Origin of the sequence: Mesorhizobium sp. CA14 (genome assembly GCF_020165195.1) — a bacterium.
Taxonomy (GTDB): Bacteria; Pseudomonadota; Alphaproteobacteria; order Rhizobiales; family Rhizobiaceae; genus Mesorhizobium.
The window spans coordinates 135096-152830 of sequence record NZ_JAIUHR010000005.1 but is presented as its reverse complement, the minus strand read 5'-3'; the positions used below and the strand labels follow the sequence as shown (position 1 = coordinate 152830).

Here is a 17735-nt window from a genome sequence, read left to right as displayed (position 1 = left end):
CATATGGCCCCCGACCGCAGCGCCGACCTGCGTAAGATCATCCATGTCGACATGGATGCGTTCTACGCGTCTGTCGAACAGCGCGACAACCCGGACCTGCGCGGCAAGCCGCTTGCCGTTGGCGGGGCCGCCGCGGGCGGCGTGGTGGCTGCTGCAAGCTACGAGGCTCGCGCCTTCGGCGTTCGCTCCGCGATGCCTTCGGTCACGGCAAAGCGCAAATGCCCCGGGCTGGTCTTCGTGCCGCCCCGCTTCGACGTCTACCGTTCCGTCTCGGCCCAAATCCGCGAGGTGTTCGCCGAACATACCGATCTCATCGAACCGCTCTCGCTCGACGAGGCCTATCTCGACGTGACGCAGAACAGGCTCAAGATTTCCTCTGCCACGACGATCGCCGAGATGATCAGGGCGAAGATCCTGCTGGTGACCGGTCTCACCGCTTCCGCCGGCATCTCATACAACAAATTCCTGGCCAAGATGGCCTCCGGCCAGAACAAGCCAAACGGCCAGTTCGTCATCACGCCCCGTCATGGGCCAGCCTTCGTGGAGACGCTGCCAGTCAAGAAATTTCATGGCGTCGGTCCCGCAACGGCCGCCAAGATGGAGGCGCTGGGTATTAAGACCGGCGCCGATCTCAAGGACCGCTCGCTTGCCTTCCTGCAGCAGCATTTCGGCAAGTCAGGGCTCTGGTACTATCAGATCGCGCGCGCCATCGACGAGCGCGCTGTCGAGCCGGATCGGCCGCGCAAATCGATCGGCGCCGAGGATACGTTCGCAGCAGACATCTCCGAACTGCCAGCAGCAATCGCCGAACTTAAGCCGCTGACAGCCAAGGTCTGGGGGTACTGTGAAGGCAAGGGCATCCGGGGCCGGACGATCACGCTCAAGGTCAAGTTTGCCGATTTCCAGCAGATCACGCGCAGTCGCACGGTTTCGGTGCCAATCGAGTTCTCTGACATCGAAGCTCTCGCAGCCGATCTCCTGAGCTCGGTGTTTCCGGTTCGGAAGGGAATTCGGCTGCTGGGCGTCACGCTTTCGTCGCTAGACGATGTATGGTCGGCAGAACAACGGCAACTTCGGTTCGAACTTTAGGATGGATCGGATTTGGCGATTGTCTTGGATAGCTAGTCCGGCATGATCATCGGCCCACACGGCCGTGCGAAGCAGAGGGGAAGGCGCATGGCCTCCCCTTCCAAGGGTTCATGCGTGAAACATCAGGCGGCCTCGCATTCTTCCGCGGCCTCCGGCTGGAGCCCGTGCAGGAAAGCGACGGCGCGCTGCGCATGGGCAGCGGCCGAAAAGATTGCGCGCTTGTCGCAGCGTAGGACTTTCAGCCACGAGCCGAGGTAGCTCGCGTGGTCCGGCCGGGGCTCGAGTTCGGGCACGATGCCAAGATCGGCGCAGAGGAAGCAGCTTCCGAACTCGGCAATCAGTTCCTCGCGCGCTCGCTCGCTGCGATCCTTGGCGTAGCGACTAAGGTCGCGGTTCACGCGATGCGGCGCCGAAGTCCAATGGGTAAGCTCGTGACTGAGCGTGGCGACGTATGACGCGGCGTCCCGGAACGTCTGAAGCGGCGGCATCTGGATGTGGTCCGTCGCCGGGGCAAAGTAGGCGCGATCCCCGCCGTGCCGGATTACCGCCCCGGTATTGGCAAAGAACCGGTCGGCATGCTCGATCGGGGCGATCGGATCGCGCACCGGCTCCGCCCGCCTTTGATAGAACTGGTCCGGCAGGCCATCGATCTGCGCAATGTTGAAAACGGAATACGCCTTGAGGAACGGGATCTCGTGCTCGATTTCCTCGCCCCTGGTGTCCCTCTTCGTCCTTGTAAAGCGGCTGGCGAAGACCACCACCGAGCCGGTCTCGCCCCTGCGAACCCCGCCGCCAAGTTCGAGCGCCTGCCTGAATGTCATCCACATCGGGTTGGAAAAGCCTCGGGCGACAGCCTCCGACCAAAGCAGCAGCACATTCATGCCGTTATAGGGCAGACCATTGTGCCTGAGCGGCCGGGTGACGCGGCCGGAGACGTTGCTCGATTGCCACGGCTGCATCCAAGGACGGACACCCTTCTCCAGCTCGGCTACGATGCGATCGGTGATCCGCGCATAGATATCGATGCGTTCTGCATTTTCTTTCCTGGTCACTTCATGAACCTCCAATTGGAGGCCGCGCCGATCGCGGCCCCGTCGCGGAGGTCCGCTTGGGCGGAGCAGGAAGGCGGGCCGCGCACCCGACCCGAGTCCCGTCGTGCTTGCACGATTGGGTAGTCATGGGCCGCAGCGACAGCGGAGGACGGCGAAGCCGTTGCGCTGACTGCCTGGCTTCGCCAGGACCTCGAGGCAGGACGGGGCGCGAGCGGGCGTCAGAAAGCAGAAAGGCGGCGCCCGGCGGGGACTTCGTTTCGCGAAACAAGGCCTTTCCGCATTTGGGCAGGAACAGCACTATCGCGGCCTCGCAGACAGCATAGGCCGTCTTCCAGTCCCCAGCAGCATCCGACGATCCGAAAGCAGTCTCCAGCGCCGCGTGTGGCGTGGCGGCGTTGACGCCCTGGCCGCGTTAGAGATGCGGAAGGAGAAGTCTCGCTGCAACGACGACGGCGGTTTGCGAGGCGGATAAGGCGGCCGCCCGAAGAGGAAAGGCTGCGGACGATTGAGTCATATTCATGGATCGAACCTCGGTGAGCGGAATGGGGAGCGAGCCAGGCGTGCTCTCTCTAAACCTTGCCCGGCTCAAATTGGACCCGGACCGCCTCTCCCTCTCGACGGAAAGATTCACAGTGTCTGCAACGCAGCTCTTTTTGCGATTGGCGAAAGCCGAAATGAGCGCTGATTTCGCCTCTTTCTTCTGGGGGAAGGAGATGTGGCAGGACAGCGAGGACGCGACGAATCGCGGCTTACCCAATTGGCCGACCGGCGCCGTTACGCGGAGCGGCGCAGCATCAGTTCGGCGTTGAGCAGGATGCGCTCACCCTTGTGTCTGGCGGGGGCGTTTTCATCCAGCCGCTGCAGCAGGAGCTCTATAGCGAGGCGGCCGATCTCGTTGTAGTTCTGCGCCACCGTCGTGATAGGCGGGCAGGCATAGCGCGACAAGGGATGGTCGTCATGGCCGGCGACGCGCAGGTCGCAATCGGCGCCGTGGCCGATCTTGAGGCCGAGCGTGTAGGCCGCGCTGATGACGCCGAAGGCGATGCGGTCGTTGGCGCACAGCACGGTTCCGGTCGGGAAACCCTGCCCCTTCAGAATGCGCAGCGCCTCGTCATGGCCGAACTTCTCGAAATCCCACGAGCCGGCATCCTCGACAGCCACGATCGACGGCGTCATCTTGAATTCGCGCATGGCCTCGACATAGGCCTCCTGCCTGGCCGTGGCGTTGTTGTTGACCAGCGGCATGGCGAAATAGCAGGGCGGCTCGCCCGAGCGGCAGAGATAGTCGACGATCAGCCGAAAGCTCTGCCGGTTGTCGGTGCCGACGAAGGACGACGTCTCGTCGAGCGGCGAGTCGACATAGATCAGAGGGATCGACGCGCCGAGCTCGGCAAGCACGCGATGGTGCGAGCGCACGCCGAGCGGGGCGATGATGGCGCCGGCGATGTTCATCGAGCGGAACGTCTGGATCGCCTGGTCCTCCATCTCGGCGCGGCCGTCGGAGGACAGCACGAAGGCGAGGAAGCCGGCCTCGTTGGCGATCGTCTCGATGCGGCGCGTCAGCGCCATGTAGAACGGATCGGTCGAATTGGGGATGATGACGCCGAGGATGTTGGAGCGGCGGCGGTTCAGATTGACCGCGAATATGCTGGGCCGGAAGTCCGACTTCTTCAGCGCCGCCTCGATGACGCTGCGGGTCTTCTGCCGCACGGAACCCGGATCGTTGAAGTATTTCGAGACCGTGGTGCGGGACAGGCCGACAAAAGCGGAGAAATCCTCCATCGTCCTGATCGTCTTTGCCATCCTTCTGCCCCCGTCGGTACCGCCGTCACGACTGTCTACTTGAGTCACCGCTCGGCGCAAAGGCGGGCAATCGTGCTCTCCGTTCAAGCCTCGGCCGAGAACTGGACCTTCATCGTCGCAGGACTGTCGCCGCTCTTGGCGAAGAACGGCAGCACCTCGCCAAGCGGCAGCCGGTGACTGACCAGCTTCGCCATCGTGCCGTCGTCGCAGCTCAAGATCGCAAGCGCCTGCGGGATATTGCGGTTCAGCGAATGCGATCCGGCCAGCCTGATCTGGCGACGGAATATCTCGAACGGCGCGACCGCGATGCGAGCGTCCGGCGGGCAAACGCCGAAAACCAGCGCCGTGCCGCCATCGGTCGTGAGGCCGATCATGCCTTCGACCACCTTGGCGATGCCGGTCGCGTCGGCGACGAAGTCGAAGCCGCGCGCCCGCGCCGCGATATCCTGCGATCCGGACACCAGCGGTTCCAGTCCAAGGGAGGCTGCGAAGGCAAGACGCGGCTCGCTGATATCGGCCACCGCCACTTTCGGCACGCCGCTGGCCTTCAGCGACAGCGCCATCAGCAGACCGATCGGTCCGCCGCCGAAGACGAGCGCGTTGCCGGGCACGTGGCCGCGCGCCCCTACCCCGGCCGCGCCGAGGCCGTTCAGCACGCAGGCCAGCGGCTCGGCGAGCGCCGCCGTCTCGAAAGCGAGATCGCCGATGCCATGGAGATGATCGACGGCGACGAGGCTGTACTCGGCAAAACCGCCATTCTCCGTCACGCCATAGGCCTTCAGCGTGGAGCAGAGGTTGGTCAGGCCTTTTGCGCAAGCCGGGCAGTGCCCGCACGGGATGTTGGGGTCGACAGCGACGCGATCGCCGGGCTTCACCGACGTCACGTCCTCGGCGACGGCCTCGATCGTTCCGGCATATTCATGGCCGGGCACCAGCGGAAATGCGCCTGAACCGTAACGACCATGCAGCACGTCGATATCGGTGTGGCAAAGGCCCGCCGCGCGCACCCTGACCAGAGCGTGGCCGGGCCGGATGCCCGGCATATCGAGTTCCGCCATGCCGGCAACGCCCGCGGCGGCAAATCGGATCGCCTTCATCGTCGTCTCCTGCTTGACGCAATTCCGGACGGAAAACCGCTTCGCACTTTTTCCAGAATTGCTTTGCGTCTCAGCTCATCCAATTGCCGCCGTCGACATTATAGGTCTGCGCGAGGATGTAATCGCTGTCGGATGAGGCCAGGAACGCGGCGAGCCCGGCAATATCCTCGGGCTGCGCGAAACGGCCGATCGGCACCGACTTCGCCACCGCCGCCTTCTTCTCGCCCGGCTCCAAACCTTCCCATCTGGCGAAATGCGCGTCGACCACATCCCAATGCTCGCCGTCGACGACGCCCGGCGCAATGGCGTTGACGTTGATGCCGTGCTTGACCAGCGCAAGCGCCGCCGACTGCGTCGCAGAGATGATCGCCGCCTTCGAGGCGCAATAGAGCGTCACCAGCGCCTCGCCGCGGCGGCCGGCCTGGCTTGCCATGTTGATGATCTTGCCGCCGCGGCCGCGCGCAATCATCAGATTGGACACCGCCATCATCATGAAAAGCGGCCCCTTGAGATTGATGCCGAAGACGCGCTCATAGCTTTGTTCGGTGATGTCTGTGATCGGCGCCATGTCGAAGATAGCAGCGTTGTTGACCAGGATGTCGATACCGCCGAACTCACGGTCGACGTGCGCCGCGACGCTCTCGATGGCGGCGAGATCAGTGACGTCGAGCTTCTTCGCGCTGGCCGCCGGACCGATTTCGGCCGCCCCCCGTGTCGCACGCTCGATGTCGACATCGGCGATCACCACTTTGGCGCCTTCGCGCGCAAAAGCCTGCGCGAAACCGAGGCCGATGCCGCGCGCGCCCCCGGTGATCAGGGCAGTTTTGTCCTTCAGCTTCATTCCAGGATCCGATTCTTCCACGTTTCGAAAAATGATGTCGGCACAGGTGCTCGCGAGGAACGCACGGATCCACCTTTGCTCAAGCGATTGCGAAGGAAGAAGCGCTGCGCGCTTCTCCTCGAAATGCCAGGCGGATCCGCGCATCCTCCGGCCCGGCCGCAAGGGAGTTCTGCGGCGGGTCGGATGACCGGGAGCGGCGCACGTTCCGCTTCCCGGCTTGCCTCGAGCGGACGCCTATTTGATGTAGCCCGCTTCCTCCATCGTCTTCTCCACCGAGGCTTGCGCAGTGTTCAGCGCGTCGTCGACCGACTGCTCGCCGGTGACCGCCGCGGCGACCGCCTGGCCGACCTGGGTGCCGATGCCTTGGAATTCAGGGATGGCGACGAACTGGATGCCGGTATAGGGGACAGGATCCTTCGTCTGCTTGGTCGGATCGGCGGATTCGATCGCGGCAAGCACGGTCGCGGCGAACGGCGCCGCCTTCTGGTAGTCCGCACTGGCATAGGTCGACTTGCGCGTTCCCGGCGGTGCCGCGACCCAGCCTTCGGTCTCGCCGACACGCTGGACATAGGCCTTCGACGTCGCCCATTTGACGAAGGATTTCGCCGTGTCCGCCTTCTTGGTCGAAGTCGGAATGGCGAGGCTCCAGGCCCAGCCCCAGGCCGACCCGTTGGGCGTGACCGCAACCGGGGCCTTGGCGAAGGCGACCTTGTCGGCGACTTTGCTCTGCTTCGGATCGTAGACGCGGCCGGCGGCGGAGGTGGCATCGATCCAGATCGCGCAATGACCGGAAGCAAACAGCGTCTGGTTCTCGTTGAAGCCGTTGGAGCTGACGCCGGGAGGGCCGTCCTTCTTCATGGTGTCGACATACCAGCCGATCGCCATCTTCCACGCTTCGGAATTGAGCTGCGGCTTCCAGTCCATGTCGAACCAGCGGCCGCCGAACGTGTTCACCAGCGTGCCGACAAAGGCCATGTTCTCGCCCCAGCCCGGCTTGCCGCGCAGGCACAGCCCGTATTGCTGCTTCGATTTGTCGGTGAGCTTGCCGGCGAATTCCGTGATCTGGTCGTAGGTCGGCTGCTCCGGCATCTTCAGACCGGCGGCGTCAAACAGGTCCTTGCGGTAGAGCGTGAACGAGCTCTCGGCATAGAAGGGCACGGCATAGAGATTGCCATCGACGGTCAGGCCGCTGCGCACTGGCGCAATCAGGTCGTCATAGTCGTAGTCGGCGCCGAGGTCGTTGAGCGGCGTCAGCCAGCCGGCCTTGCCCCAGATCGGCGTTTCATAGCCGCCGATGGTCATGACGTCGAACTGGCCACCCTTGGTGGCGATGTCGGTGGTAACGCGCTCGCGCAGCACGTTTTCTTCGAGCACCACCCAGTTGACCTTGTTGCCGGTCGCCTTTTCCCACTCCGGCGTCAGTTTCTGCATGATGATCATGTCGCCATTGTTGACGGTGGCGACAGTGACTTCCTCAGCGAGCGCTGCGCCCGCCATCAGCACCGAGGCGGCGGTGGCCGCGGCGAGAATTCCCATAGACCTACGCATTGGCATTTCGTCTCCTCCTTTACGAATGCGCATGCAAAACTGAACATGCGTCCATATTCTATTGCGCTACACGATCCGACAGTCAAGCCCCGTTTATAAGCTTCTGCGGCCACCTGCTGAAGAAGCGCCTTCTTTGTCCGGAACGAACGCCATCGCGTACCGGCTTTAAAATGGACATACGTATAGTTTCTGTTGACATCGTCGATGCCGCGATTTAGCTCCATTGGAGTCCGGCGCTATCGTGGCCGGCCGCACACCGGCGATGGTCCGGCCAAGGGAGAAGGAAGCCTGAGAATGAGCCGAGGGAAGATCGCCCCCGAAGCTACAGGGCCGACGATCGTTGCCGGCGAGATCCTAGTCGAGATCATGGCGAGCGAGCGCGGCCTTGGCTTCCTCAAACCGCTGGCGCTGACCGGGCCCTACCCCAGCGGCGCGCCGGCCATCTTCATCGACCAGGTGGCGAAGCTCGGCGGCGGCGCCGGCATCATCGCCTGCGTCGGTCGCGACGATTTCGGCACCATCAACCTCGAACGGCTGCGGCATGACGGTGTCGACGTTTCGGCCGTATCGGTCAGCGAGCGCTACCCGACGGGAAGCGCCTTCGTGCGCTACCGGCCCGATGGCGGCCGCGACTTCATATACAACATTGCCGAATCCGCCGCCGGCCGCATCACGCTGACCGATGCTGGGCGGCGGCTTGCCGACGGCGCAGGCCATCTACATGTGATGGGCTCGGCGCTGTCGATCGCCGGCCTGAAGGAGATCGTCGCCTATGCCTTGAGGGCGATCCGCGCGCGTGGCGGCTCGACCTCTTTCGATCCGAATGTGCGCAAGGAACTGATCGACGGCGCCGACGGCGGGCATTTTTCCGCCCTGGTCGATGATGCAGACCTTTTGTTGCCCTCTGGCGACGAATTGCTCGCGGCGGCCGGCGTCGAGGACGAGCGGCAGGCGGTAGCGGCGCTGATTGCGCGCGGCGTCGGCGAGATCGTGCTGAAGCGCGGCGCAGCCGGCTCGACCCGCTTCGGCGCCGACGGCAGCCGCACAGATTGCGCCGGCTTCCTGGTCGAGGAAATCGATCCCACCGGCGCCGGCGACTGTTTTGGCGCCACCTATCTCACCTGTCGGCGCAAGGGCATCGAGCCCGGCAAGGCGCTGCTCTACGCCAATGCGGCCGGCGCGCTCAACGTGACGCGGCTCGGGCCGATGGAAGGGCCGGCCGGCTTCGACGCGCTCGATCAGTTCATTGCCGGGACAGATCGAGCCCTATGACGATGACGGCCAATCCGCTTCAAGGCCTCGCCACTGCCCGCCGCAACGGCAAGCCTTACGGCATCACTTCGGTCTGCTCGGCGCATCCGCTGGTGATCCAGGCGGCGATCCGGCGTGCCATCGCCCACCGGGACTCGGTGCTCCTGATCGAGGCAACCTGCAACCAGGTCAACCAGTTCGGCGGTTACACCGGCATGACTCCGGACCTATTCGTCGCCTTCGTCAAGGAGATCGCCGGGCGAGAGGGGCTCGATGCCTCGCGCATCATCTTCGGCGGCGATCATCTGGGGCCGAATCCGTGGAAGGGCGAGCCGGCGGCGCCAGCGATGGCCAAGGCTGAAGCGATGGTCACGGCCTATGTCTGGGCCGGCTTCAGCAAGATCCATCTCGACACCTCGATGGGCTGCGCAGGTGAACCGGCTGCGCTCGACGACGAGACCATCGCCGCACGCGCGGCAAGGCTCGCCAAGGCGGTCGAGAAGGCCGCGCGGGCGCGGGGCGGCGCCTTGCCGCTCTACATCATCGGCACCGAGGTGCCGGTGCCGGGGGGTGCCGACCACGTCATCAGCGGCTTGAAACCCACTGAGGCTGCCGCCGCGCGCCGCACCATCGATATCCATCGCCACATCTTCGCCCGCGAAGGACTGAACGAGGCGTTCGAGCGCGTCATCGCGGTCGTCGTCCAGCCCGGCGTCGAGTTCGGCAGCGAAAATGTCATCCGCTATCGGCCGGAAGCGTCGGCGCCGCTGACTAGGCTGCTCGATACTGAACGGTCGCTCGTCTACGAGGCGCATTCGACGGACTATCAGAGCCGCGCGGCGTTGACGGCGCTGGTCGCCAACGGCTTTCCGATCCTTAAAGTGGGGCCCGGCCTGACGTTTGCGTTGCGCGAGGCGCTTTACGGGCTCGACCTAATCGCATCGGAGATGGTCGCCGGCTACGGCGAGCGCTCGCTCGCCATAGCAATGGAAAAGCTGATGCTGTCGGTGCCCGGCCACTGGCGCAGCCACTACCACGGCAGCGAAAAGCGCCTTTATCTGCAGCGGCATTACAGCTACAGCGACCGCATCCGATATTATTGGACAAACCCGGTGGCCAGCATCGCCGTCGCCAGGCTGATCGATGCGCTGAACGGCAGTGCCATTCCCGAGACGCTGATGCGGCAGTTCCTGCCCACACTGCCGGCGGAGCTCGGCGCTACCGGCGACCCGCAAGCCGTGCTGCTCGCCGCGGTCGACTTGGTGCTTGCCGACTACGACGCCGCCTGCCGGGGCGGTTGAGCCGACGCTGATCCTGTTGGACCTATCTAACAGGAGGCCGCGTGGATTGGCCGTCGACCTTCGACGAAATCGGCGCAGACCTCGTCAGCGGACACCTCGTCAACCAAGCCCTGTGGTGGTTTTTGTTGAGCCACAGGACGGCGGCCTCGCGGCTTTCGGCGAGGTGCAGCAATTCGAGATTGTCGCCGACCGAGCGCAGCACACCGATCAGCTGACGCGCGCAATCAGAAGGGCGCACCTACCCGAAAATCGACCCCTTCCAAATCATCCGAAAGACTCTCTAGAGGTGACCAACGCCGGAAAGGGACAACTTTGCTGGGGTGATGCTGTCGGATAGAAAGCGGGAAGGCCGGACGCAATGGCTGCGCTTCAGGCCCGTTGCCCGAGCCTGCGGACATGATCTCGCTTGAGACATCGTGGCAAACGAGCGAACGGTCGCAGTCAGCATATTCGGGCTCGTGGCGATGCCGCTGTGATGAAGCGGCTATTCTTAAAAGAATCCGACGACCGCGCCATCGCAGCGCTCAGGAAAGGCTTGGACTTCCTTCCCCCTCGAACTTCGTGCCTCGAAACGACCTCGATCCTGGCGAAAGCATCGGAGCAGGTTAAGGAAACGCTCGGCGTCCATGCCAGGCTTGCTCAAGCAACGTTTCCATAGGCGGCATCGTGGAAGGCAATCTCCAGCGCCTGCACGCGGCCGAAGACGGCGCTGAGCTGCGCCTGCCCTGCATCATCGAGGCTGGCGTTCGCCTCGTCGATCTGCTGCCTCAGCCATCCAGCCTGCTTGGCGAAGGTATCGCCGGCGTGCATAGCCACCCACTCCTTGACCAGCGGATCGGCGATGGCCGCCGCCGCGACACGCGTCGACCAGGTCCAGTACATCCATTCCGCCGCAAACATCGCAACGATGGTATCGAGGAATGCTCCCTTTTCGGCTATGTCCAACATCCCGGAGCAGAATGCCTTCACGCGCGGATCGCCTAAATCGAAGCGGCTGGGATCGATGGCGCGGGCCGCCAGTGTCCGTTCGAAATAGGCGATCTGCTGGTTGGCCAGATCGTCCAGCACACAGATTAGCCAGCGCTTCTGTTCGATCGTGCCGGCCTTGGCAGTGGCAAGCGCGAAGATGGAGATGGCCGTATCCACGAAGTCGCCCTCGTAGACAAGATAGCGATCGAACACCTCGCCCGGCAGATGCCCGGCTTCGATGTCCGTGGTGAAGCGGTGGTGAACCATGGCTTCGAAGACGACCTTGTTTTCGCGCAAAATGCGCTCCGAAAGCGTTTCGCCCATCACCCCTCAGGCTCCCAGGACCGGCTCGGCAGCTGCGCGGAAGGCACGCACGCGCTCGATGTCGACCGGGTTCCACCACACGCCGCCTGCTTTCAGCGACGAGGCGACGATGACGCCGCTTGTGCGCTTGAGGATCTCCACGACATTGGTCTTGTCCACACCCGAGCCGACCAGCAGCGGCAGATGCGTGGCGGCAGCGATCTCCTCGATCTCCTCGATGGTTGCCGCGTTGCCGGTCCGCTGGCCGGTGGCGATTACGACATCGGCATCAAAAAAGGCGAGGTCTCGCGTCAACTCGGCAATGGTTCGATCGGCGACAATGGCGTGGCTGCCGTGCTTGACATGGCTGTCGGCGAAGACCTTGATGTGCTCGGCCCTGAGAAGCGATCGATAACGCATGGCCTCCGCCGCGCGACCCTCCATGAAGCCCTCATTCGCGACATAGGCGTTCGCCCATTGGTTGACGCGGATGAACTTCGCGCCTCCCGCCAGGGCAATGGCAAAGGCCGGTATCGGTGCATTGGCCAGCACATTGACGCCAAGCGGCACGCCGACGGCGCGCGCGATGCGGTCGCTGACGACCGACATGAAAGCCGCCGTCTCATAGCCAATGTCCTCGGGCTTGGAGAAGGGCACGTCGCCATGGTTTTCGATTATCAGGCCATGCATTCCGCCCTCGATAAGAGCTTCGGCATCTCGCATGCAGCTGTCGTAGACGGTTTTCATATCGGCGCCGCGATAGCGGGGGGCGCCGGGGAAGGCCGGGCAATGAACCATGCCGATCAGCGCCTTGTCGCGCCCGAATATTTCCCTTATGGCGCTGGCGGGATTGTCCGAGATTTGCTGCATTTCAAAGTCCTTCGGAAGAGTGTTCATGCATGCTTATGTCATAGGCAATGTGGCGGTCGACGAGACCATCCGGGTCGAACAGTGGCCATTGGCCGGAGCCTCGATCTTCGGCAGCCACTGCTCCAGCGATGTCGGCGGCAAGGGCGCGAACCAAGCGGTGGTTATGGCACGCTGCAGCCTGAGCACTACTCTCATCGCACCCGTGGGTGCGGACTTCCGCGCCCAGAGCATTGCCGAACGTCTCAGCGCCGAGCCTGTCGAATGCCGACTCCTGCGACAGGAGGGCCGGAGCAGCGACTTCTCCATCATTTTCACAACTCCCGACGGGGAGAACGCAATCGTCACCACGACGGACGCGGCCGAGAACCTTCGGCCCGCCGATGCGCTGTTTGCCATCCGTGAAGCTCGGCCGGGTGACCTGGCGGTCTTGCAGGGCAATCTGAGCGAGACGACGACGGAGGCGCTGCTGCGCGAAGCGCGTCGGCGCAGCATCGTCACCGCCTTTAATCCCTCGCCGCTCAGGCCTTCCTTTCAGGACCTGTGGCCGCTGGTGGACATTGCTTTCCTCAATGCCGGTGAGGCGATGGCGCTGACGGGCGCTTCGGGCGAGGCGGCCGCCGCCGTGCTGCATACGCGAGGCGTCCGCGACGTGGTGCTGACGCTCGGCGCGGATGGCGCGCTGCTCAGCGGCGGCGGCGCTCCGCTGAAGATGGCCGCGACGCCCGCCGACGTCGTGGACACCACCGGAGCGGGGGACACGTTCATGGGCGTGGCCCTGGCCTCCGCCTTCTTGCGCGGCGCTCGCCTTGACGAGCTGGCGCTGATCCACGCGGCGCGTGCGAGCGCACTCACCGTGTCGCGGAAAGGCACGTTGGGCGCCTTTCCGAGCATCGAGGACATGAGAGCGATCCTGGCGCACCTTTGAGGTCAGCGCTCGGCGGTAAGCCAGCCTAGGATGTTCTTCCAGAGCCTGCCGTAGCCTTCCCAGGCACAGAAGGCCGGCGACAGCCAGTGCGGGCCGATGTCGGACGTCCAGGCCGCCGTGCGGCCCTTGCCGTAGCTGCCGACTACCAGCAGGGGGAAGCCACCCTGGTCCTGCGGCAGGCGCGCGAGCAGCTCGACGTTCGAATTGGAGCGAAGTTCAACCTCGTTGACACCAAGCAGCGGCGGCCATGCCTGGCCGGTCAGCCCAGCCATGACCGGATGATCCCTGGCGACGATCTCGGCCACTGTGCCTTCGGGTATCTCGACGCGATCGTCATAGGGCAGGCAAGTGACAGGCAGTGTGTCTTCCACCGGCGTGCGGCGCCAGCGGGCCTTGCCGTCGATACCCTGGAAAGAGAAGTAGCCGCCGACCATGAGCAGGCCCCCGCCCTTTTCAACCCAGGCCTTGAGCAGTTTCAGCCGGTTCGGAACGGTGCGCGAGTGCAGCCACACCTCCGGCGGCAGAAGCAGCGAATTCGCCCCGATGTCGGACAGGATGATGGTGTCATAGCGGTCGAGCTCCGCCATTTCGAAGGGCAGCTTCTCCACCGCTTCGTGGGCCGGCATGTAAGTCAGCTCATATTCTGAGCCTTCAAGCGCCTTTACCAGCGGCTCGGCGCCGAGATGGAAAGTGACGGAGCCGAACTGGTCGAAGCCCTTGTAGTGGGTGGCTGAACTTACCCAGCTTTCGCCGACCAGGAGAACCTTCTTTGTCATGTCGTCTTTCGCTTTCTTCAGTGGGAAATTGAGCCCTTCCAGCGTCAGGCCGTCGCGTCGAAGACCGAGCGCGGATTGTCGTGCATGAGGCGCTTGAGCGCGGCCTCCGCCACGCCATGTCGCCCCAGGCGCGGAAGGAAGTGCTTCGGCACGTAGGCATAGCCGTTGCCGCCATAGTGGGTGAGCATCATCTTCAGGAACACGTCGTGAGAGATCAGGATGCGATCGAGATAACCGGCGTTGATCAAGCGCACGATGCCGCGCGCCGCCTCGTCGTCGCTCGGACACTGCACCTGCTGGTCGGCATAGAAGAAGTCCATACCGACCATGTCGTATTCGATGAACGCGCCGCGAGCGGCCAACGACGATTGATAGGCGAAATCGTCATGCGAGGGGTTCATGTGGCACAGCACCGTATGGCGCAGCTCCGCCCCCTCCTCCTCAACGATGTCGAGCACCTTGTGGCCGAAACGGAACCAGCCGGGCAGATGCACCATCAGCGGCAGTCCCGTCAGTCGCTGGGCGCGGGCGGCTCCGCGCAGCGACTTCTCTTCGCTTCTTGTGAAGTCGGCGGAAACGCCGATCTCGCCGATCAGCCCGATCCTCACTCCGGTGCCGTCAACGCCGTCCACCGCCTCGCGCTCGATCTCGGCAGCGATGTCGTCGGCTGACATCGACGCCACCTTGGCCGGTTGGGAGGATGCGAGATAGTAGCCCGCGCCCATGACGATGTTGAGCCCGCTCGCCGCCGAAATTCGGCGCATTGCCAGCGGGTCGCGACCGATGCCCTGGCAGGTGGGCTCGACCAGCGTGCGCCCGCCGACGGCGGCGAACTGCTTCAGTTCCTTCACCGCCAGAGCCTCGTCATCCAAGGTGATGTTGTGGCGGTTGACGAACGGATCCTGGCGAAGCTCCGACAGGATCTCCATGCACACGAATCCGCCGGCCAGATATTGCCGCTCGGGCTCCTTCGGCCTGTGCCACCAGCAAAGACAATCGTTCAGCACATGCTCGTGCATGAGCGTCATGCCAAGGTCGGCGGCGGCGACCGGCCCCGCCACCGTCATCACCTTGCCCGAGCGTACATGCGCCTCGGAGAGCGGGGCGGCCGTCATTTCGCTTTGCCTCCCGCTTTGCCCGGAAGCCGGAACTTGGCATTGAAGATGCGGGTGTTCAGCCAGATGGCGATCAGGATGATGGCGCCGGTGACGATCTGGGTGAAGAAGGGCGAAATGTGCATCAGAATAAGGCCATTGCCTATCACAGCGATGGTGAGCGTGCCGAGCAGGGTACCGAGAATGGTGCCGCGCCCGCCCATCAGCGAGGTGCCGCCAAGGACAACGGCTGCGATCACTTGCAATTCGAAGCCGACGGCCGCGTTGGACGAACCCGAACCGAGACGAGCGGCGATAAGCAGGCCAGCGACCGCGCAGGAAATGCCAGAAATCATATAGACCGAGGCGATGACCCAGCGCGCCGGCATGCCTACGCGACGCGCCGCCTCCATGTTGGAGCCGACCGCCACCACCTGCCGGCCATAGCGGGTCGAGCGGATCGTGACATAGCCGACGACGGCGACGACCACAGCAATGAGCGCGGGAACGGGAATGCCGAGGACTTCGCCGCGGCCCAGCATGAGGAAGCCTGGAGCGTTCTCGATCGGGATCGAATAGCCCTGGGTGAGATAAAGTGCCAGCCCGCGCAGGATGGAAAGGCCGGCGAGCGTGACAATGAAGGCTGGCACGTCCTGATAGGCCACGAACCAGCCTTGGCCGAGCCCCATCAGCACGCCGAGCACCAGCATGGCCAGCACCGCGACGGGCCATGGCAGGCCTGCGGCCACCAGGATGGCAGCAAGCGCATTGACCAATGCCACCTGGGAGCCGACCGACAGGTCGATCCCAGCTGTGATGATAACGAAGGTCATCGCCACGGCGACGATCAGAATCGGGGCCGCCTGCCGCAGGATGTTGAGAATGTTGCCAACGGTGAGGAAGGTGCTCGTGCCGACGGCAAAGAAGACGATGCAAGCGAAGAAGAAGATCGCGATGGAGAGGATCTGAGCGTTTTCAGTGAGGAAGTCGGCCCATGGCGAGCCTTTCGCCCTTTCGGTGTAGACGGTCATTGGTGCGCGCCTTCTCCGACGATGAGCTTGACGATGTCTTCGAGGTCCGTTTCGCCAATGCGGCGCTCGGCAACTTTGGTGCCTTCATACATGACGGCGATCCGGTCGCAGACGCGAAACAGGTCCTGAAGACGATGGGTGATGAGAATGACCGAAACGCCGCGCGCCTTGACGCGGTTGATCAGCGCCAGCACGGCTTCCACTTCCGCCACGGCGAGCGCCGAGGTGGGCTCGTCCATGATCAGCACTTTCGGGTTGAAGGCCGCCGCGCGGGCGATGGCGATCGCCTGCCGCTGACCGCCGGATAGCTTTTCCACCTTGGCGGTGAGACGAGGAATGCGGATCTCAAGCGCCTCCAGCATGCCGCGTGCTCCTTCGAGCATGGCCTGGTGATCGAGGAATGGCCCCTTGGTGCGCTCTCGCCCAAGGAAGAGATTGCCTACCACGTCGATATGATCGCAAAGGGAAAGGTCCTGGAACACCATCTCGATGTTGCGCGCACGCGCGTCTCCAGGGCCGGAAAGCACCACCGGCTGGCCTTCGATGGTGATGGTGCCACCGTCGGGAATGTAGGTGCCCGATATGACCTTGGTCAGCGTCGACTTGCCGGCGGCGTTGTCGCCGACCAGGCCCAGACACTCACCCGGATAGATGTCGAGATCGACACCCCGGAGCGCCTGGTGCGAGCCGAAGGTCTTGACGATACCGCGCAACGAGACCCGCGGCGCGGCACCGCCCGCGAGCTCGCCGGCAGGCCGGGGGGAGGTCCCCCCGGCAGCGGCAGGCATTGTGGCCTGGTGCTCGGTCATTTGAAGACGGCCCGGTATGGCTCGACATTGGCCTTGGTGACGATAGTGACCGGCACCGCGACGTTCTTGTCCACGCTGCCGCCCTTGGTGATGGTGTCGAGCGCTTTTACGGCTGCCTCGCCCATGCCGGCAGGATCCTGCTGGACGACGGCCGCGACGTAGCCCTTGTCGATGCCCGCGATCGCCTGGGCCGTCAGGTCCCAGCCAAAGATCTTGATCTTGTCCTGCTTGCCCTGGCTTTCCACGGCAGCGATGGCACCGAGCAGCGCCGGTTCGCCGGTGGCGTAGATGGCGTTCATATCGGGATTGCCGGTGATCAGATTTTCAGCAGCGGCAAGTGCGGTGTCTTGCACGTTCTGCCCGTCGACCACCGCAACCGTTTCGATGCCATCCTTGCCCTTGATGGCGTCCTCGAAGCCCTTCTGGCGCACGTTCTGGATATAGGAGTTGAGGGCACCGACAATGCCGACCTTGGCCTTGCCACCCATATTCGCCTTAACATAGTCGAGGAAATGCGCGCCCATGTCGGCACCGGCCTTGGCGTTGTCGACACCGATCTGCGCTTTTTGCGGACCCTTGGGCAGGATGGCGTCGATCGCCACCACCGGAATTTTGGCGTCCGCCGCCTGGTTGACAGCCGCCATGATGCCGTTGACGTCGATCGCCACGACAATCAGGCCGTTCACCTTCTGCTGAATATAGGTCTCTATCGCGCTGTTTTGGGCTGCGGCGTCGTTGTTGGCGTTGAAGATTACCAGCTTGGCGCCGACCGCGTCCGCAGCCTTCTGTGCGCCTTGGTTGATCTGGTTGAAGAACAAGGCCTGCTGGTTGATCTGCACCAGCGCGTAGGTCTTCTGGTCTTGCGCGACGGCAGGCGAAACCGCGCTGGCAAAGAGGCCGAGCGCGCTTAAGCCGATGGCTGCGGCGAAAGTTCTGCGAGTTGTGGTCAAGGTCATATTCGATTCTCCTCTGTGAA

Annotated in this window: 16 protein-coding genes; 4 read left to right on the top strand and 12 right to left on the bottom strand. The window is 63.7% G+C overall.

The window, feature by feature from the left end:
* The first annotated feature begins 3 nt into the window (after window positions 1-3).
* Complete coding sequence (dinB, locus tag LB565_RS08690; protein ID WP_224582837.1) at window positions 4-1089, top strand: DNA polymerase IV; 1086 nt, start codon at window positions 4-6, stop codon at window positions 1087-1089.
* A 122-nt stretch (window positions 1090-1211) separates the two neighbouring features.
* On the opposite strand, the gene LB565_RS08685 is transcribed toward dinB, so the two are convergent.
* The 5 genes from LB565_RS08685 to LB565_RS08665 all read right to left on the bottom strand — a co-directional run bounded on the left by LB565_RS08685 (window position 1212) and on the right by LB565_RS08665 (window position 7430).
* Window positions 1212-2141 (bottom strand): ArdC family protein, encoded by a 930-nt coding sequence (locus tag LB565_RS08685; RefSeq protein ID WP_224582835.1) that lies wholly within the window; start codon window positions 2139-2141, stop codon window positions 1212-1214.
* A 774-nt stretch (window positions 2142-2915) separates the two neighbouring features.
* Window positions 2916-3923, bottom strand: coding sequence for a LacI family DNA-binding transcriptional regulator (locus tag LB565_RS08680; RefSeq protein ID WP_224583111.1), 1008 nt, complete (start codon window positions 3921-3923; stop codon window positions 2916-2918).
* Window positions 3924-4027: 104 nt separating this feature from the next.
* Window positions 4028-5041, bottom strand: a complete 1014-nt coding sequence (locus tag LB565_RS08675; RefSeq protein WP_224582833.1) for a zinc-dependent alcohol dehydrogenase family protein — start codon at window positions 5039-5041, stop codon at window positions 4028-4030.
* Window positions 5042-5111: 70 nt separating this feature from the next.
* Window positions 5112-5882: an L-iditol 2-dehydrogenase gene (locus LB565_RS08670; RefSeq protein WP_224582830.1), complete on the bottom strand. Its 771-nt coding sequence runs from the start codon at window positions 5880-5882 to the stop codon at window positions 5112-5114.
* 234 nt (window positions 5883-6116) lie between these two features.
* A complete protein-coding gene (locus tag LB565_RS08665; RefSeq protein ID WP_224583109.1) occupies window positions 6117-7430 on the bottom strand; it encodes an ABC transporter substrate-binding protein in 1314 nt (437 codons plus the stop codon).
* Between the two features lie 294 nt (window positions 7431-7724).
* Between LB565_RS08665 and LB565_RS08660 the strand changes: the two genes are divergently transcribed.
* Both LB565_RS08660 and LB565_RS08655 read left to right on the top strand, forming a co-directional pair.
* Entirely contained in the window at window positions 7725-8702 is a 978-nt protein-coding gene (locus LB565_RS08660) for a sugar kinase (protein WP_224582827.1), read from the top strand.
* Window positions 8699-9982 carry a D-tagatose-bisphosphate aldolase, class II, non-catalytic subunit gene (locus LB565_RS08655; protein WP_411970620.1) on the top strand — a complete coding sequence of 428 codons (1284 nt, stop codon included), beginning with the start codon at window positions 8699-8701 and terminating at the stop codon, window positions 9980-9982. Before LB565_RS08660 ends, LB565_RS08655 begins: the two co-directional genes overlap by 4 nt.
* Window positions 9983-10621: 639 nt before the next feature.
* Here the strand turns inward: LB565_RS08655 and LB565_RS08650 are convergent.
* Both LB565_RS08650 and LB565_RS08645 read right to left on the bottom strand, forming a co-directional pair.
* Window positions 10622-11275: a TenA family protein gene (locus LB565_RS08650; RefSeq protein WP_263488412.1), complete on the bottom strand. Its 654-nt coding sequence runs from the start codon at window positions 11273-11275 to the stop codon at window positions 10622-10624.
* Between the two features lie 6 nt (window positions 11276-11281).
* Window positions 11282-12124 (bottom strand): BtpA/SgcQ family protein, encoded by an 843-nt coding sequence (locus LB565_RS08645; protein ID WP_224582823.1) that lies wholly within the window; start codon window positions 12122-12124, stop codon window positions 11282-11284.
* A 25-nt stretch (window positions 12125-12149) separates the two neighbouring features.
* On the opposite strand from LB565_RS08645, the gene LB565_RS08640 reads away from it, so the two are divergent.
* The gene (locus tag LB565_RS08640; RefSeq protein ID WP_224582821.1) at window positions 12150-13049 is read left to right on the top strand and encodes a ribokinase; all 900 of its coding nucleotides are present in this window, start codon (window positions 12150-12152) and stop codon (window positions 13047-13049) included.
* A gap of 2 nt (window positions 13050-13051) precedes the next feature.
* On the opposite strand, the gene LB565_RS08635 is transcribed toward LB565_RS08640, so the two are convergent.
* From LB565_RS08635 to LB565_RS08615, 5 genes are read right to left on the bottom strand one after another with little or no spacing between them, the layout of a single operon-like run.
* A complete protein-coding gene (locus tag LB565_RS08635) occupies window positions 13052-13825 on the bottom strand; it encodes a glutamine amidotransferase (RefSeq protein WP_224582819.1) in 774 nt (257 codons plus the stop codon).
* A 44-nt stretch (window positions 13826-13869) separates the two neighbouring features.
* Complete coding sequence (locus LB565_RS08630) at window positions 13870-14940, bottom strand: phosphotriesterase (RefSeq protein ID WP_224582817.1); 1071 nt, start codon at window positions 14938-14940, stop codon at window positions 13870-13872.
* Complete coding sequence (locus LB565_RS08625) at window positions 14937-15950, bottom strand: ABC transporter permease (protein WP_224582815.1); 1014 nt, start codon at window positions 15948-15950, stop codon at window positions 14937-14939. The genes LB565_RS08630 and LB565_RS08625 overlap by 4 nt, the downstream gene beginning before the upstream one ends.
* Window positions 15947-16738 carry an ATP-binding cassette domain-containing protein gene (locus LB565_RS08620; protein WP_411970623.1) on the bottom strand — a complete coding sequence of 264 codons (792 nt, stop codon included), beginning with the start codon at window positions 16736-16738 and terminating at the stop codon, window positions 15947-15949. The genes LB565_RS08625 and LB565_RS08620 overlap by 4 nt, the downstream gene beginning before the upstream one ends.
* A 17-nt stretch (window positions 16739-16755) precedes the next feature.
* The gene (locus LB565_RS08615) at window positions 16756-17715 is read right to left on the bottom strand and encodes a substrate-binding domain-containing protein (protein WP_224582811.1); all 960 of its coding nucleotides are present in this window, start codon (window positions 17713-17715) and stop codon (window positions 16756-16758) included.
* Between the last annotated feature and the right edge of the window lie 20 nt (window positions 17716-17735).

Coding starts and splice junctions, on each gene's coding strand:
- dinB (WP_224582837.1), top strand. CDS start 4: ATGGCCCCCGACCGCAGCGCCGACCTGCGTAAGATCATCCATGTCGAC.
- LB565_RS08680 (WP_224583111.1), bottom strand. CDS start 3,923: ATGGAGGATTTCTCCGCTTTTGTCGGCCTGTCCCGCACCACGGTCTCG.
- LB565_RS08675 (WP_224582833.1), bottom strand. CDS start 5,041: ATGAAGGCGATCCGATTTGCCGCCGCGGGCGTTGCCGGCATGGCGGAA.
- LB565_RS08670 (WP_224582830.1), bottom strand. CDS start 5,882: ATGAAGCTGAAGGACAAAACTGCCCTGATCACCGGGGGCGCGCGCGGC.
- LB565_RS08665 (WP_224583109.1), bottom strand. CDS start 7,430: ATGCGTAGGTCTATGGGAATTCTCGCCGCGGCCACCGCCGCCTCGGTG.
- LB565_RS08660 (WP_224582827.1), top strand. CDS start 7,725: ATGAGCCGAGGGAAGATCGCCCCCGAAGCTACAGGGCCGACGATCGTT.
- LB565_RS08655 (WP_411970620.1), top strand. CDS start 8,699: ATGACGATGACGGCCAATCCGCTTCAAGGCCTCGCCACTGCCCGCCGC.
- LB565_RS08650 (WP_263488412.1), bottom strand. CDS start 11,275: ATGGGCGAAACGCTTTCGGAGCGCATTTTGCGCGAAAACAAGGTCGTC.
- LB565_RS08645 (WP_224582823.1), bottom strand. CDS start 12,124: ATGCAGCAAATCTCGGACAATCCCGCCAGCGCCATAAGGGAAATATTC.
- LB565_RS08640 (WP_224582821.1), top strand. CDS start 12,150: ATGCATGCTTATGTCATAGGCAATGTGGCGGTCGACGAGACCATCCGG.
- LB565_RS08635 (WP_224582819.1), bottom strand. CDS start 13,825: ATGACAAAGAAGGTTCTCCTGGTCGGCGAAAGCTGGGTAAGTTCAGCC.
- LB565_RS08630 (WP_224582817.1), bottom strand. CDS start 14,940: ATGACGGCCGCCCCGCTCTCCGAGGCGCATGTACGCTCGGGCAAGGTG.
- LB565_RS08625 (WP_224582815.1), bottom strand. CDS start 15,950: ATGACCGTCTACACCGAAAGGGCGAAAGGCTCGCCATGGGCCGACTTC.
- LB565_RS08620 (WP_411970623.1), bottom strand. CDS start 16,738: ATGCCTGCCGCTGCCGGGGGGACCTCCCCCCGGCCTGCCGGCGAGCTC.
- LB565_RS08615 (WP_224582811.1), bottom strand. CDS start 17,715: ATGACCTTGACCACAACTCGCAGAACTTTCGCCGCAGCCATCGGCTTA.